The following is a 17,457-nucleotide window of genomic DNA, read 5'->3' on the forward strand; positions in this document are numbered from 1 at the left end:
CAACGATGAACCGATTTGATGATGCCGAGATAGCGGCGGTCTACAAGGCAATTGCAGAGCGCCGCGATATGCGCCACTTTCTGCCCGATCCGATTGATGCGGCCTTATTGGTGCGTGTGTTACAGGCTGCGCATATGGCGCCCAGTGTCGGTTTTATGCAACCGTGGCGCTTTATCCGCATCACTGACGCGGCTTTGCGGCTAAAGATGCATGCCTTGGTGGATCAGGAACGCATCCATACCGCTCACGCTTTGGGTGAACGGGAAGATGCTTTTATGCGCCTCAAAGTTGAGGGAATACGCGACTGCGGCGAATTGCTGGTGGTGGCGTTAATGGATCGTCGGGACGCGCATATCTTTGGCCGCCGCACATTGCCTGAAATGGATCTGTGTTCGGTCTCGTGTGCGATCCAAAATATGTGGCTGGCGGCAAGGGCGGAAGGAATTGGGATGGGTTGGGTATCGTTATTTGATCCTGAGGCATTGCGCCAACTATTGCATATTCCTGCTGACGCCAAACCGCTGGCGATATTGTGTCTTGGTCATGTCGAGGCTTTTTATCCACGTCCGATGCTTGAACTGGAAGGTTGGGCCAAGCGCCAGCGGCTAAATGACCTAGTGTCGGAAAATGCGTGGGTTGAGGCGCATCCCGTGGTGACAGATCAACCATTGGAGGGAAAACACGATGCATGACAAATCGGGCCGTTCCAAGGTCGTCCGAACGTTGGTGTTAGGTGGTGCACGCTCCGGCAAAAGTACCTACGCCGAGCGGCTGGCCCAAGCAACGCAGCGTGAGGTGATTTATATTGCGACCGCTGCCGTCGAGGATAGTCATACCGATAGTGAAATGCAGGCGCGGATCGCACTGCATAAAGCCCAGCGTCCGGCGCAGTGGCACACGGTGGAACAGCCGCTGATGCTAGGCGCAGCGATTACCGAATGGAGTACGCCCGAGCGCGTTGTATTAATCGATTGTCTGACAGTGTGGTGTGCCAATTTATTGTTTTCCGAGGAAAAAAACTATCCTGATATTGGCAAAGTCATTCCACCCGAATTGTTCCATCAAGAGCGCGCCGCATTTTTACAGGCACTTGCCGATGCTAAAGGTGACGTGATTTTGGTTTCTAACGAAGTCGGAATGGGCATCGTGCCGCAGGGTGCGATATCACGCTGGTTTGTCGACGAGGCCGGTCGCCTCAATCAAGCCGTTGCTGCTGATTGTGAACGGGCGGTATTCATCGCCGCCGGTTTGCCGCTCATGTTAAAAGACACGGCATGTTGAGCGGTCTATCATTGACTACGCTGGCAGTGTTGGCGATCGCTGGCGTTGCGCTGGACATGTTATTGGGCGAGACGCGGCGCTGGCATCCGCTGGTCGGCTTTGGACGGATTGCCACGCTGTTGGAACGCAAGCTGAATGCTTGTTCGCCTCACCATCCAGGTCAACATCCCCCCGCTGTCTGGTGTATTTTGCGTGGTGTGTTCGGCTGGACATTGGCGGTGTTGCCAATCATTCTGCTAACGATATGGGCATTGTCTATCCTGCCCGCTATGGTAGCGCTCATCGTTCACGCTGTCCTTCTTTATCTCTGTATTGGCTTGCGCAGTCTCCGGGATCATACGGTGCCGATTGCGCAAGCACTGAGCGCCGATGATCTGGTAACTGCGCGTCATCTGACGTCGCGGATTGTCAGTCGCGATACCGGTCAGGCGCAGCCTGTCGATCTATCCAAAGCGGCGGTAGAGTCGTTGCTGGAGAACGGTAATGATGCGGTTTTTGGTACGCTTTTCTGGTTTGTGGTTGCTGGCGGCCCCGGTGCCGTGTTGTTCCGGTTGGTGAACACACTGGACGCCATGTGGGGCTATCGCAACGCGCGATATAACTGGTTCGGCCGCTTTGCCGCACGGGTTGATGATCTCTTTAACTGGGTCCCGGCCAGACTTACCGCTTTGTCGTATGCGGCGGTGGGACAAACGCGGCTGGCATTCACATGCTGGCGTACGCAAGCGCCCGACTGGCCGAGTCCTAACGCTGGCCCTGTCATGTCGGCTGGTGCGGGTGCGCTGGGTCTGGCGCTTGGCGGCGCTGCGTCTTACGATGGGGTGATGGAAAGCCGACCGCCACTGGGCGCTGGCGTGGAACCCTGCGCGGAAGATATTCGCAGAGCATGGAAATTAGTATTGCGAACGACGATTTTGTGGCTGGTTCTGCTATCCATTGTGGCTGTTATTTTAATGTTGAGAACTGATCATGCGGTGTAAATATGCTTGAGCACGGGGGAGATATTCACGCGGCGATTGCCCACTTCGGACGCCCTCGGAGTGAGTGGCTGGACCTTTCCACAGGTATCAATCCGCATCACTATCCTGTACCGATGTTGGCATTGGATGCCTGGCATCGCTTGCCTGAAGCGGATTCCGGTCTGGCAATGGCGGCGGCGCACTATTATGGCGCCCCGGCGATGCTGCCGGTAGCCGGTACGCAAGCGGCGATCCAGGCGTTGCCATGTTTGCGCTCAACATCGCGGGTGGTGGTCGCAGCGCCGGCTTATGCGGAACACGCCCATTGCTGGGCGCGGGCAGGCCATACGGTGCGCGAGGTTGTTTACGCAGAATTGGAAACGGTGGTCGCCGATTGCGATGTCATGGTCGTGTGTAATCCAAATAATCCGACTGGCGCAACGGTTGCCCCGCAGATATTGCTGGAGTGGGCCGCGCAGCTTGCGGCACGCGGTGGCTGGCTGATCGTGGATGAGGCGTTTGCTGATACGACGTCAGCACTCAGTGTGGCGGCATGGTCTGATCAACCGGGGTTGATCGTACTGCGTTCAGTGGGGAAATTTTTTGGGCTGGCCGGATTGCGATTAGGTTTTGTAGCGGCAGAAAAAACGCTGCTGTCGACTTTGGCGGATCAGTTGGGACCGTGGTCAGTTAGTGGGCCAGCGCAGACGATTGGTGTTGCAGCGCTGTCCGACGCGCAATGGCAGCAGCACACGCGAGATCAATTGCGCAGTTATGGGCAACGTCTGCATGTGTTATTGGCGGCAAATAACATCGAAAGCAGCGGCAGCGCTTTGTATCAATGGTGGCCCGAACCGGCGGCACAAGCTTTCCATCAACATATGGCGATGCGGGGAATATGGGTGCGGCTATTTACGCGTGGCGCTGGTGGAATCCGGCTTGGTTTGCCATCGGATGAAGCTGGATGGGAACGTTTGCAACAGGCATTGGTAGAGTGGAAAACCGACGAGAAGTCGCATCAAGTATGAATATAAAATGTGATAATAAAATGATCTTTCCCTATAAAACGCTGATGATTCAGGGAACAACCTCGGACGCTGGCAAGACCACTTTAGTAGCGGCTTTGTGCCGCTTACTGGCGCGTCGCGGGATAAAGGTAGTGCCTTTTAAACCGCAAAATATGGCGCTCAATAGCGCAGTCACCGTGGGTGGTGGAGAAATCGGACGCGGTCAGGCCTTGCAGGCGTTGGCGGCGGGACTGCCACCGCATACCGACATGAATCCGATTCTGTTAAAGCCATCCAGTGACATCGGCGCGCAGGTGATTGTGCATGGGCATGTGCGGGCCGACATGAACGCACGCGACTACCATCAATACAAAACCACGGCGATGACAGCGGTGCTGGAGTCGTATCACCGTCTGGCAGCGCAATATGAGGCGATCATCGTGGAAGGCGCAGGAAGTCCCGCTGAGATCAATTTGCGGGCGCGGGATATCGCCAATATGGGCTTTGCCGAGGCGGTCGATTGTCCGGTCGTGCTGATTGCGGATATTGATCGTGGCGGCGTTTTTGCCCATATTGTAGGGACGCTGGATTGTCTGTGCGATAGCGAGCGTGCGCGTGTGGTGGGCTTTGTGATTAATCGTTTTCGGGGTGATATAAGTCTGTTGCAAGGCGGTTTGGATTGGCTTGAGGCGCGCACAGGAAAGCCAGTGCTGGCGGTGTTGCCGTATCTGCATGGCCTGACCCTGGACGCCGAAGATGCGATCCAATCGGAACAAAACGGGAAAGGCGCATTTCGCGTGATTGTGCCCTTGTTGCCACGCATCAGTAATCACACTGATTTTGACGCCCTACGTGCGCATCCTCAAGTTGATTTACGGTTCATTGCAGCGGGTCAGCCGCTTCCTCCCGCTGATCTGATTATTTTGCCGGGCAGCAAAAATACGCGTGGTGATCTGGCATGGCTGAGGGAGAATGGATGGCCAGAGGCATTGCAGAGACATTTGCGCTACGGCGGCAAAGTGATCGGTATTTGCGGTGGCTTTCAGATGATGGGCAAAAGTGTGATGGATCGGCATGGCGTGGAAGGCACTGCTGGCGTGACGGACGGGCTCGGATTGCTGGAGATGGAGACCCAAATGACGCTCAACAAGCAATTGACGCAGGTTGCGGGCCGCTGTGCGTTTGCAGATGCCAAGGTAAGTGGATATGAAATACACATGGGTATTTCACATGGCGCAGCACTTTCCAGGCCTGCGTTTTTTATTGATGATTCAAATGAAGTCTCTGGACGGAGTGCGGCAGAAGGCGCTCGATCAGCCGATGACCAGATTCTTGGTACTTATTTACATGGGGTTTTCGACACGCCCGAGGCTTTGCGCGCTGTATTGGCTTGGGCTGGTTTGGGGGACGCAGTGCCGCTCGACCTAATGGCGCTGCGAGAGGCAAGTATCGATCGTATCGCTGACGCAACACTCCCACTATTAAGGGCTTTGGAAAAATTGCGTTGATCTCCGCCAACTTGGGTTATCGTGCCGGTTCTATAGTGCAAATCCAGTTGTAGCGCGCATGTACCAGCTCTTTTGCTAAGAAAATTAAGCCACACCATCCACTATCAAACAAAGTAACTATGTTCACGATTTTCAAAACGGTACTCAGCAAGGTTGACCGACGCCTCCGCATAAAACTTTTTGGTATCTATGGATTCTTGCTGGTCTTCAATATTGTGGCATGGGGTTGGGCAATCATTGCCTTCCAGGGTCGCCCGGTTTTGCTTGGCAGCGCATTTCTTGCTTACAGTTTTGGCTTGCGTCACGCAGTCGATGCCGACCATATCGCTGCTATCGATAACGTCACACGAAAATTAATGCAGGAAGGGAAGCGTCCTGTTGCAGTTGGATTCTTTTTTTCATTGGGACACTCGACAGTCGTGTTGCTGGCGTCGATAGCCATCGCAGCGACGGCGTCGGCGCTCACAGGAGAAATGGAAGAATTCAAAGTAATCGGTAGCATCATCGGTACGTTGATATCGGCTTTTTTTCTGATCATTATCGGTATCATCAATCTGATGGTATTTCGGTCAATTTATAAAGTGTTTAAGCATCTCCGTAACGGTGGCGAATATGTTGAAGAAGACATTAACCATCTACTTAATAACAGGGGTTTTCTGGCCAAAATTTTTCGGCCGATGTTTGCCATGATATCGCGTAGCTGGCATATGTATCCGCTCGGTTTTTTGTTTGGGTTGGGATTTGATACGGCGACAGAAATAGGTTTGTTGGGAATCGCAGCGACTCAGGCTTCGAACGGTATCCCAATCTGGTCGATTTTGATTTTCCCGCTATTATTTGCCGCCGGAATGTCGTTGGTCGACACACTCGACAGCACGCTAATGCTAGGGATTTATGGCTGGGCTTTTGTAAAACCGATTCGAAAACTGTACTACAACATGACAATTACGTTGGTGTCGGTATTTGTTGCGCTGGCAATCGGTGGTATCGAAGTGCTGGGATTGATCAGCGAAAAATTAGTTTTGGAGGGAAAATTCTGGAACTTCATTAATACCTTGACCGGAAATTTTGGCAGTCTGGGATACGCTATTATTGCCTTCTTCATATTTAGCTGGATGGCATCAATCGCCTTCTATCGGTGGCGTGGTTACGATAACCTTGCCCCGGAACAATCTTCACAATAAACCTCATCCGTATCAGGTCGATGCATCAGAACGCCATATAGAATAGCCGGCGATGACGATGATTCTTTGATCGTAATATCGTCGATCTCAGTCATTGACCGGTTTAGTACGACCGTTATTGCTGTAGTTGATTTTTATTGAATGTTGTTGCCGAGGCTTTTTACTTGATTTTATTACTTGATTTTATTGTTGAATTTTATGGCTGAATTGAACCGGCATAAAAATACCATTCCTGCGATGTAGTTACCAGGAAGTGCTTAGCGCAATCCATCTCCTCATTTTGGCTTATATCTTTAGTTTAGTCGGCATATTTAGCTAAGGATTGAAAGTCTGCGCATCCGCGGATATTTCCTTATCCGCATCAGCATCACTATCACTATCATCCGGCTTAATTTTCTTGTTTATGAAATATAAGTGACCGGAGAAATGTCTTTCGATTTTCCACTTCTCCTCTATCTACTTAGCCGCCGCACAACAGACGATTAACTAAAAAATCTCGCCCTTTTTGTGCAATGGTACCTGCACGTGCCTCAAGCGATGCATCAACGGAATACGTAAAAATAGTTCAACAATTTATGTCTTAGCGTAAGCGTGGGTGGCAATGCGCTTACTAAGAAAATTCTAAGTATTACAAGAATAATCTACATCAAGAATTAGGAATGTCTTAGTGAGAAAGAGAGTTCTCTTGTAGGTATACGAACTTTTTTTCTGGAAAATAGACTTCTTTAAAAGGAAGCAAGCAATGACAACTACCAAGACAGGCTTACGCGTCGCGGTCCTGCCTCTGTGGCTGGCCATTTTGATGACCACGGCACATGCGCAACAGGCAGTGCCGGCGGCTCCCATCGCTCCAATGCCGACCGCTGCCACGGAAAAATCTCTCGTGCATGCGGTACTAAGTGCGCATAAAGTGCAGACCAAGGACGGTAAAGAAATATTTTCCGACGATGCTCTTCATGCCCGTCCGGGTGACGTAATCGAATACCGCGTTTTATACCGTAATGCAGGCGTGCAGGCGGTCGGCGATGTGCAGGCAACGTTGCCACTTCCAGAAGGCGCTACATATCAGTCTGAAAGTGCGCGGCCGATCAGTTTCATGGCGCGTATTGAAGGTGTGCCGGAGTTTTCTGATGCGCCGATTAAACGCAATATTGTGGAAGCGGGTCGGACAAAAGAAATCATTGTTCCAACCTCTGAATACCGTGAACTGCGCTGGAATCTTGGCGAATTAGCGGCAGGCCAAAGTAAAACAGTCAGTGCACGTATTGTTGTTCCCGGCGGCGCTATGTATGGCGTAAATAAGGTATCAACTCAGTAGCGATAAGTCTGGTGATAGCGGACTGAATCGATGTTTAAGTAAAAAAAATCATATGTTTTTCTGTCGTTTTCTTTCTTATTATTAGATCAGTTCAAAAATAACGCACTCAATACCTAATTTTCACGTTAAGAAATATTTCAATCAAGACGTAAAAAAATAGCAAGTGAAGAGTTTTTTCTACGTATTTTGAAATAAATCTGTCGAGAACATGCGCTACATCACTGAGAGTCTTAACGCTACGATTCGCTGAAAATTGCTGCGATATTAGCTGCGCATTATTCGATGTCAAAGCAACTCCTGGAAATAACGGCTTTCACTGCAGCGCGAAAGTTGCGGTTCGCTGTTGGATATGGTTGGCGGGCACAAACGCTCATTCTGACGCTCAATTCTGACATCGCACGTCAGACCCTCAGAAGCGGGTTCAACCAACGTCAGTTAGGAATGTTGGGTAATAAAAATAGTAGAAATATCAATCGAAAAAAGTGGTACTGCCTTATCTATCGTCGATCCATAGTGTGATCTGCGCAATTTTTTATTGATAGCTCAGTCAGTATGTTTGCTTTTTAGTTATTAAATAAACGAGGATTAACCAAAATGTTTTCACCAATAAGCCCTCTTAAAGATCGGCACTCTACGCGCTGGCAATGTGCTGTTGCCTGGATGATGACGGCGGTACTTCTAAGCGGCGTCGTGTCGCCAGTACTAGCGAAATCACGGATATTAGAGGGCGGGGCGCAACTTGGTACCGCAGCGACAGCGAAATATACCTTGCCTTCAGGACTTGTACAGAGTGCGACTTCCAATGTGGTCATCACCAAAATTCAAAATGTGTTTAGTTTGGCGCTTGAAGGTGACACTACGATTAGCGGTGTAAATAAATTCCACAACCGCATCCGCAATACGGGTAACGTGGCTATTAAAGAAGTCACATTGACAGCGTCAGACTTCTTGAACGTTTCTCAATATACCGTCTGGAGCGAGGGTAAAGAGACCATTCTGACCGCTGCATCTCCATCGTTTGCTTTAGCGTTATCTGATACTGGTCTGGAGCCTGAAGAGTTGTTTTCATTTGAGGCGACGATACTTCAGGTGGCAAGCGATAAAGCTGCGCACGTGTCACTCACTGTGAGCGGTCCTGAGAATGCATCAGCCAAACTAATACAAGAATATGATCCGGCTATAGGCACCTTTGCAATCCGTCCAATTGAAAAGAAGATTGATATCGCACGTGGCGGGTTAGATACAAAAGATTTTGTTTACCTTTTTGATATTGATACCAAAGACGCCAGTACAACATATATGGGAATGACCGTTGACCTTTCCGGCGAAGCATTGAAAGGGCTGTCCTTTGATAAAAAGAACGGTTATCAAGTCTCAATACATAATGGCGATAATGTATGGGAAGCATTGGAACCAGGTACAGTGAGGCCGTGGGGGGAAGGTTATAAAGCCAAATTGACACAGGTTGATGACCAAAAATTCTTTCTCGCTCTAGAATTCCCTGCAAACGCCAAAACGGATAAAGCACAACTTCGATTTGTGGTTTTAGCAGACGATACCGCTGCATTAGGCTCTAGAATTCTACAGGCTGAAACGGGAAAAATTGCGGACATGAGCGCTACTGGTCTTGGCGCTGATTCTGCAAAAACACCGCCAATTAATGTCAATGTGACCGGTATCCTGCGTCGTGAATTGGGGCTTAGCTTGCCAGTCGGTGAGAGTGGAGACCACGCTGCTGTACCGGGACAAATTGTTAGTCTTAAGGCATTGATCGAAAACACTGGCGAAAGTGAAGATACTTTTGTGTTGTCGAGTGAAAGCGCAGATCTGCCAAAAGAGACGAAACTGGTATGGATTACCGGGACGCCGAATGACGATAAAGATGCGCCTGCAATAACGCTTGCTGCTGGAAAAAAACAAGTGATCGAACTTCAGGTTCAACTAGCGCCCTCCAATACGGAGGATGCCGTATCAGTCATGGCTGCAATTGCACATAAGATCACCATCAAAGCAACGCCAGAAAATAATAAGGATGAGGCGCTTACCAAGAAAGTCTCGTATACATTGGCGCTTGGCGATCGCACAGTAAGTCTGGTCGGTATTGCTGGAACTAATGAAGAAAGAATCGTTAATCATGTCGTTGTAGCCAATGATTCAAGCACAACTTTCAAGATACGCGTTAAAAACACGACTGAAGTCGCCTCACATGAAGCCTATATTGTCGGCGTAAAAGAGTCAGCCGGATTAGGTGTTCGCCTTTATCCAGCCGATGCCGGTGGCATATGTGGACCGGATGCTGGCAGTTTATCGTCATTCGATACCGGATTGATCTCAGGTGGGACGGATAAAGACCTTTGCGCGCAAGTGAGCGGATCAGCCACTAACGGTGGTCTTGGTAACCGCACTAAAGCAGGCATAGTGCTTGAAGTAGTGTCCAAGATTGAACACAACGGAAAAACCAAAGCTGAACTGCCGCTGAATTTATACGTGGCACAAAGTGAGACGATCCAGGACCAAACGCCGACTAAAGTGATTGAACCAAATGGGGTTGTCAGCTTTTATCACGAAATTCTCAATACCAGCGATATCAAACTTACCATCACTAAAAGTGATCTCGTCACCAAGATGGAAAGCGGCTGGACAGTTACGGCTACCTTGGTAGATGTCGATGGAGAGCCATTGCCAGCTCAATCTATCGAACTGGAAAGTAAAGAAAAAGTGCGTATCCAACTGACGATCACTGCGCCAGCAAACGTGCCGACGACCGAAACAGCCAGTATTCTGACCGTCAATGGTCAATTCCAATACACCGCAGTAACGCGTTTGCTCGGTGAAAATACCTATAAATTAATCGGCATATTTGACGGAAAACTAGTCAAGGAACAAGCGCTGGATGCTTCTTGTGACAGTTTGCCGGATGGCAAACTGTTTGGACAAAGCGAGATCATCGCCAAGCCAGCTGCATGTATTTGGTATCGCCTGACATTAGAAAATACAAGCGGAGTGGATTATGCGGATCTAGCAATTACAGATACGGCGCCAATGCATTCTGTGGTTTCTACGGACGCACCAAATCAACCTACATTGACGCTTATTGCTAAAGATGGAGCGGAGACGCCAGCGACCGCGCCAGCAGTCGCTAACGGACGAGTGGACGGACACCTTGATGCACTCGAAAATCAACAAAAAGCAGTACTCAAGTACCGCGTAAAAATAGATGGCCTACTTTAATTCGTAAGTCATTAGCTACTCGCACCGGTGTTATATCGGTACGAGTAGCTATTGCCATGTCGTCATGTTGATAAAGCCCTACTGTTGGTTGTCAAGATATTTCTCATTCGCTAGGTTCATTTAGCGGGCGGTATGTATTTCGCTCGTGGAAGGTACCGCTATTTTTTGTCTCGCTATTTTTTAATTCATTTTCTGTTTAACGCGCCGCGTCGTGTTCTAGCGGATCGGCCGGATGTATCAACATGCATATTCGTTTTTTTCAATTCTATAGTTTGCTTCTGTTAGGAAGCCTTTTTCTATTGCTTTTTATGGCGAGCGGCGCGTCCTATGGTCGTGCTCCTGCCGCGGATGCCGTCCTCAGTGTTCAGGCCCATGCCAGCTATAAAGAGGGGATCACTGGTTTAGCGCGTAGCGTTGTATCCAATCTGATACGCGTTAAGATCGCACCCGTAGAATATGTCACTTTTTCTGGGAATGGCGCTGTGCTCGCGCAGGCAGGGATTCGGTTAGTCGTTCCGCTGCGCTTGCATAATGCAGGGAATGTTACTTCTCAGTTGTCATTTTCCGCGGTATCCGTTAACGATGCAGCACCTGCGTTTTCGCTGAGTGCGCCAAAACTATACCGTGACGTGCGGCAGAGTGGTGAGTTTGACCCCACCGCGCCTTTGATTACTGACTTTAATCCATCCTCTCCTGCTGGAATTGGTTTGACGATGGAAGCAGACGAAACAGTCGCGTTGCTGATGGTCGCCGAAGTACCAGCCGACGCTGTGGGTAACGCTGCGCTTGAATTGATTGCAACCACTGTGCGTCAGCAAGCGCAAGCACGTATCGCTATCAAGGCCGCAATTGCCGACAGTGCATTATTGCGACTGGCGATGCAAGCTGCACCTTTATGGTACGCGGAAGACGGCGTCGTCAAAATGACGCTCAATGCGAAAAACATCGGTGCGTTTGCAGCTACCGGAGTGAGTAGTGTGAATAGCCTTCCCGTGATCATTGATGGGCAGGCACAATCCGTCGTTTTGTTGCGCCAAAACATTCCCGCGGAAGTCGCTTACGTAGCCGCTTCGCTAGTTGCGGAAAATGCGTCGATACAACGGTTGTATCGATACGATAGCGATCCGCAGTTTCAATATCGGACTATCAAGGATGGCGCAGGCGCATCTGCCATAACCAGTGCATCTGGTGAATCAACCGTCTCTGGTTCTGCAGTGTCCGGTCCGCGCGTGGCAGAGATCGCGCTGGCGATGCATGCGCTTGGCCCACATTCAGCTATGCAGGCGACGTTTACGTTGAAGGTTGGGCCGTCTGCACCGGACACGTTGACACTCCAAAGTGAAGGTTGGGCCGCTAATACCAACGCGCAAAGTAATCCGATTTTGCTGCGTCGGGCGATCACGGCAAGACCTGATATCGTGCCTTTTATACAATTTACCGATGTGGGTTTAGGTAATGGGGGTGAGTACATACTTCGCGTGAACAACATTGGTGGCGCTGTTACCGATAAACCCATGGTCTTGACCACTCATCTACCTGATGGCATTCGTGCCGCCAAAGTAGATGCAGGTAAACAATGGCAATGTGAAATCAGCAGTGTCAGTTTATTAAGTTGCACGACCTTGCAATCTTTGGCTGAAAATCAATTCAGCACCGATATTATTGTCAACGTGCTTGTTGATGAGACTGCGTTTCCTGCAGGAGAAAATTCCGTCTGGCTGCCGGGTACGGTGGCGGTCAGTGGTGGTGGCGAACCAGAAGCCAACACGACGAATAACCTTCTTCACTTTAAGAATAAAGCAACACGTGGCGCGTCCTTGGCGGGCAGTGTATGGATGGACCGAGGTCATACCGGAACCTACGATAGTGGTGATACGTTGTTAGCCGGATGGCGTGTCCAGCTTCAGACAGATCGCACCGCAGAGGTTTCTGCGAAGATTACTGAGACAGCCACCAGCCTTGCTAGTGTTGCGACTTATCGCGGCGTAGTGACTAGCGCACCTGATCCTATCGTTAAAGAGGCGGTCACCGACGCTCAGGGTCATTACAGTCTGACGGGTATCCCCGCCGGTGGTCCATATCGCTTGCGTTTTCTCGCACCAGGCGGTGCACGCGTGGGTACGCCGCAGGATGGCGTCATTGGCTCTCCACAGGCGAACGCGGAGCGCGATCAGGAAACCGGCGAGCTTGTATATGCACGTATCGAGGATAACCAGAATTTTTCGGAACAAAATCTACCAGTGTCATATAGCGGTCGTGTATTCGACGCCACGACGCGCAAACCGGTGGCGCAAGCAACCGTGCGTATTGCCATTGATGGCGGGGGCTTTGATCCTGCCAGTTATCTCGTCGGGAAGCCGGAAAAAGGCACAATAACCACTGATGCCGAAGGTTATTTTTACTACGCTTTTACTCCAAGCGCACCCGCTGGCAACTATACGTTATCGGTTGAAGCAGCTGGATATGAACCGGAATTTTCACGGGCTTTGCCACCGTTGGATACGCCGATGCATCTATCCGCCACGGGCCAAATTCCGCAGGTAATCCGTGCGGCGGAGAGCGCTGTTATTCCGGTTGCTACCGCTCCGGTCGTCTATTACAACAAAATCCAGCGGGAAGCGAATGCATCACGGCTGGTGAACAATCTATTGGCGATCGATCTGGTTGATGTTAGCGCTGGCGACGTGCTTTTCTTGCGCAAAGAGTCGGATCGCAGGGAAGTCGAATTGATCGACTTTTTAAATTACACGCTAGTCTTAAAATATAGTGGAAAAGTGGCGCGCAAAGGCTTCGATATCGCTGATCAATTGCCACAAGGATTTTCTTACGTGCCTGGTTCTGCGCGTATTAGCACCGGCGACACCGAGAACGGCGCAGGCGTTGCCCTTGAACCAGAGACGCGTGGCAATCTGTTACGCTTTGTGGCGGCCGATACCGTATTACAGAGCGACGCACCAGTGCGAATTCAGTACCGTGTCAGCGTCGGCGTGAATGCACGCGAAGGTGTGCGTGCAGAAAGTCGCGCCACCGCGCATTCGGGCAATCTGAGTTCCAATCAAGCCAGTGTTTCTGTTAATGTCATCGGTGGCGTATTTACCAGCGACGCTTACGTTCTGGGCAAGGTTACACTGATGTGTAGTGACCAGGATTATGCCGGTGGCGATGGCAGCGCTGATACTGCCAATACCATGGGCGTTCCAGGTGTACGTATTTATCTGGAAGATGGTACCTTCGCAGAGACCGATCAGGATGGAAAATACAGCATCTATGGCGTCAAACCGCTCACGCATGTGCTGAAGCTGGATAACACGACATTACCTGTTTCAGCCATTCCGCTGGCGACAACCAATCGTCATGCTGGGCGTGGTGAAAATCAGTTTATTGACTTGCGAAATGGGGAACTCGGTCGTGGTGACTTTACACTCGGTTGCGGCGCAGGAACTCTGGCGGATGTGCAGGTTCGGCGTGAAAAAGCGGCGGGTAATATCTCAGAAATCGAAACCGTCATAAAGCGGCGTTTTGATGTCGACCCATCCACACTAGACGGCAACAATACGGGCGGTAATCTTAAATCACTTCCGGCTACCGGACGAATCGGTGGCGGCGCGGCCAAGACGACGTTATCGACGTTGGCGACGTTAGATAAGTCGGCGCACAACATGACCGAAGGCGTATCAGCATCAAGCTCGGCATTAGCAACAGCTCCAGCATCACCGTCCGCACCAATATCTCGAGATTCCAGCCATTCGGTGACCACGACCTTATCCGATAATGTTGTCCGTTCTTTACCAGAACAGCAAGAGCGACCATTACAGAAAATAGAATCTGGCGATGTCCCTGTGTCGATTGAGGCAGAGCTACGGAATATGGATGCAGCGCTCGACTTTGTAGAGCTGAAGGATGCGCAGATTACGCCAACACGACAGATGCGTGTTCGTGTCAAAGGGAGTGTGACCGTCGGCGGGGCAGCAGCAAAAGCCATAAGGTTACAAGTGAATGGTGAATTTATTGGACTTGATCGTGTCGGCTCACGCAGTGAACTTGCATCGCGCAACATTGCTGTATGGGAATATATCGGCGTGTCGTTAAAAGCCGGTAAAAATGATCTGACGATAAGCCAAGGAGAGCAGCAGAAAAGCATCACCATCACGGCACCGGGCGACTTTCAAAATCTCATGATCGAAGTTGAGGGCCATGCCGAAGCTGACAGCAAAAAACCACTGCGCGTGCGCGTGCACGTCACCGACGCTAATGATATCCCTGTAACAGCGCCCACTCGGATCACGCTGAGTGCTAGTGCAGGGCAGTGGCTGGATGCCGCTGGTTTAGCTGGCGATAGTGTCTATAAAGGAATCATTAATGATGGTGTCGCCGCGTTTGATCTCATTCCGCCAGAGCAACCTGGCACACTCGTATTGCGGGCGATCAGTGGCCCGATTCAGGCCTCACGAGAAATTCAACTGGCTGCATCACTGCGGCCGATGTTAGCGACCGGTATCGTTGAGGGCGTAGTGAGCCTTCGCAACGGTTTGATCCGTCCTGTAGGAGAGCGTGATAGTTTCGAAAACGAACTGAGTCGCCTCAGCAGCACATGGGATAACGGCAAAATCACCGCCGGCGGTCGCGCAGCCTTCTTCCTTAAAGGCAAGGTAAAAGGCGAGTATCTCCTGACCGCCGCGTATGACAGTGAGAAGGACGTTAAGCAGCGCTTATTCCGCGATATTCAGCCCGAGCGCTACTATCCCGTTTATGGTGATTCCTCGGTGCGTGGCTTTGATGCCCAATCTACCAGCCGCCTTTATTTGCGGATTGACAAAGGTCACAGCTATTTGTTGTACGGCGATTTCTCTACCCAAGACGCAACTGGCGTGCGTCAACTGACGCAATACAACCGTGGTGTCACCGGTATCAAACAGCATTTTCAAACTGATGGTGGGCGCGTCAGTGGCACATTCTTTGCCAGCCGCGATAGCCTAACTCAGCGTGTTGTTGAAATTAGTCCAAATGGCACGTCCGGTCCATTTTCGGTGTTCGGTGCTGACTATCTCGAAAATAGTGAACGCATTGAGATCATCACGCGAGACCGTAATATGCCGACACGTATCCTTGCTACGCGGGTGTTGTCACGGTTTGCCGATTATGAAATTGAAACCATGAGCGGGACGCTATTGTTTAAAAGTCCAGAACCCTCGACCGATGCGAACTTCAATCCCAATACTATCCGCGTGACCTACGAATCAGACGGCAATGGTGCCAAATTCTGGCTATACGGCGGCGACATGCAAGTGCGCGTCACGGATGCTATAAAACTTGGTGCTGTCGCGATAGAAGACCGCAATCCAGTCGACCCACGTGCACTGCGCGGACTGACGTTAGAGGCCGATCTTGGGCGCGGAACATCGCTGGTCGGCGAGCTGGCGCAAACCGATACTGCCAAAGGTCTTGGGCGCGGTAGTCGGGTAGAGCTTAAGCATCAAAGCGCGGCACTAAAAGCAGGCATAACAGCGGTGCAGGTTGATGGAGATTTCGATAACCTGAATTCGCCCACTTCGGGCGGACAGATCGAAGCGCGCGCGGGTGCTGAATATAAGCTGGACGAACGTAATACGCTAAAGGCTGAACTGGTGCATGCCAGAACGTTAGCAAAAACCGGCAACGCTTCGGGTAGCGGATCTACCAACGTTTCTCCCGACACCAAACTGGAGGGAGCGCTGATCGGAATCGAACACGCATTCGATAGCGGAATACGGGCAGAAATTGGGACCAGGATGGTGCGTGGCACGGCGCAAGGCGTCAACGCAGATGGCGACATGGACACTGATGATTTGAACCTGAATACATTACGCATGCGATTGGGAACGCGTGTTCCCGGTGTGCCGAATGCCAGTGTTTATACTGAGTATGAGCGCGATATGCGTGATGCCGATAAACGCCTTCTGGCTTTCGGTGGAGAGTATCAGATAAAGCCCGGCACCAAGGTTTACGGACGGCACGAAGCACTATCGAGTTTGGGTAATATCTATGAACTTGGCGATAACCAAAAGACCAGTAATTACCGCACTGTGATCGGGGTAGAAACCGAATACATGCCGCAAGCCAGTTTGTTTAATGAATATCGTCTGGGCAGTGCCATTGATGGGCGCGATGCGCAGAACGCATTCGGTCTGCGCAATGGCTGGAATGTCGCATCCGGCTTGCGCCTCAACACTACCTTCGAACGTACCAAAGCGCTTAGCGGCAGCAACACGGATGAAGCCACCGCAGTGACCGGACAGGTCGAATATCTTGCTAACACGCGTTGGAAGGGCGGCGCAGGCTTGGAGTTGCGTCGCAGCGCGCTGGAAGATGCGATGTTGAATACGCTTGGTCTCGCGTTCAAGCTTGATCATGACTGGACTTTTTTGGGGAAGAGTGCCGTCTACATGGTCACCGGCCGTAACGGCAATAGTACTAACGGCGTGCGCGCGCGACAACGTCTGGGTATGGCGTATCGCCAGACCAAGCGCAATAAGCTTAATGCGTTGGCTTATTACGAACATCGTGTAGAAAATGGTCGTCTGGCTGCTATACAAGCAACCACTCGGCATGTGCATCTGATTTCTTCTCACGCCAGCTATCGCCCGTACGACGCATTGACGGTCTCCGCTCGGTACGCGTTCAAGCACGTCACTGAAACCGGTCACGGACAGCGCAGCGCTATGCATGGGCATTTGCTATCCGGTCGGCTTGCACGCGATATCACTGCCAAATGGGACGCCGGAATCGCCGGATCATTTTTTACCAGCAGCCTTGGTGAACGACTGCACGCGATCGGTGTAGAAGCTGGTTATCAGGCCAGCCAGGACCTTTGGGTTTCGGTGGGCTATAACGTATTCGGTTTTGAAGACAGGGAGTTCAGCCAGTTAGCTAATACCTCGCGTGGGATGTATTTCCGACTGCGCTACAAGTTTGATGAAAGCAGTTTGTAAT

At 50.9% G+C, this 17,457-nt stretch carries 9 protein-coding genes; all 9 read left to right on the forward strand.

What is annotated here, in order from left to right; genetic code table 11:
- The first annotated feature begins 5 nt into the window (after positions 1-5).
- Entirely contained in the window at positions 6-692 is a 687-nt protein-coding gene (gene bluB, locus ACXX82_RS11335; RefSeq protein ID WP_323506275.1) for a 5,6-dimethylbenzimidazole synthase, read from the forward strand.
- Entirely contained in the window at positions 685-1,281 is a 597-nt protein-coding gene (gene cobU, locus ACXX82_RS11340) for a bifunctional adenosylcobinamide kinase/adenosylcobinamide-phosphate guanylyltransferase (protein ID WP_322234725.1), read from the forward strand. Before bluB ends, cobU begins: the two co-directional genes overlap by 8 nt.
- Positions 1,275-2,261: an adenosylcobinamide-phosphate synthase CbiB gene (gene cbiB / locus ACXX82_RS11345; RefSeq protein WP_458562938.1), complete on the forward strand. Its 987-nt coding sequence runs from the start codon at positions 1,275-1,277 to the stop codon at positions 2,259-2,261. Before cobU ends, cbiB begins: the two co-directional genes overlap by 7 nt.
- 2 nt (positions 2,262-2,263) lie before the next feature.
- Positions 2,264-3,268 (forward strand): threonine-phosphate decarboxylase CobD, encoded by a 1,005-nt coding sequence (gene cobD, locus ACXX82_RS11350; protein ID WP_322234729.1) that lies wholly within the window; start codon positions 2,264-2,266, stop codon positions 3,266-3,268.
- Positions 3,269-3,288: 20 nt separating this feature from the next.
- A complete protein-coding gene (locus tag ACXX82_RS11355) occupies positions 3,289-4,755 on the forward strand; it encodes a cobyric acid synthase (protein ID WP_458562939.1) in 1,467 nt (488 codons plus the stop codon).
- 119 nt (positions 4,756-4,874) lie between these two features.
- Positions 4,875-5,939, forward strand: coding sequence for a HoxN/HupN/NixA family nickel/cobalt transporter (locus tag ACXX82_RS11360; RefSeq protein WP_322234733.1), 1,065 nt, complete (start codon positions 4,875-4,877; stop codon positions 5,937-5,939).
- A gap of 742 nt (positions 5,940-6,681) precedes the next feature.
- Positions 6,682-7,257, forward strand: a complete 576-nt coding sequence (locus ACXX82_RS11365; RefSeq protein WP_322234735.1) for a hypothetical protein — start codon at positions 6,682-6,684, stop codon at positions 7,255-7,257.
- Between the two features lie 594 nt (positions 7,258-7,851).
- Positions 7,852-10,488: a COG1470 family protein gene (locus ACXX82_RS11370; protein WP_323506269.1), complete on the forward strand. Its 2,637-nt coding sequence runs from the start codon at positions 7,852-7,854 to the stop codon at positions 10,486-10,488.
- Positions 10,489-10,730: 242 nt separating this feature from the next.
- Complete coding sequence (locus ACXX82_RS11375) at positions 10,731-17,456, forward strand: carboxypeptidase regulatory-like domain-containing protein (RefSeq protein WP_458562940.1); 6,726 nt, start codon at positions 10,731-10,733, stop codon at positions 17,454-17,456.
- The last annotated feature ends 1 nt before the right edge of the window (position 17,457 follow it).

This window comes from Glaciimonas sp. GNP009 (assembly GCF_054343755.1).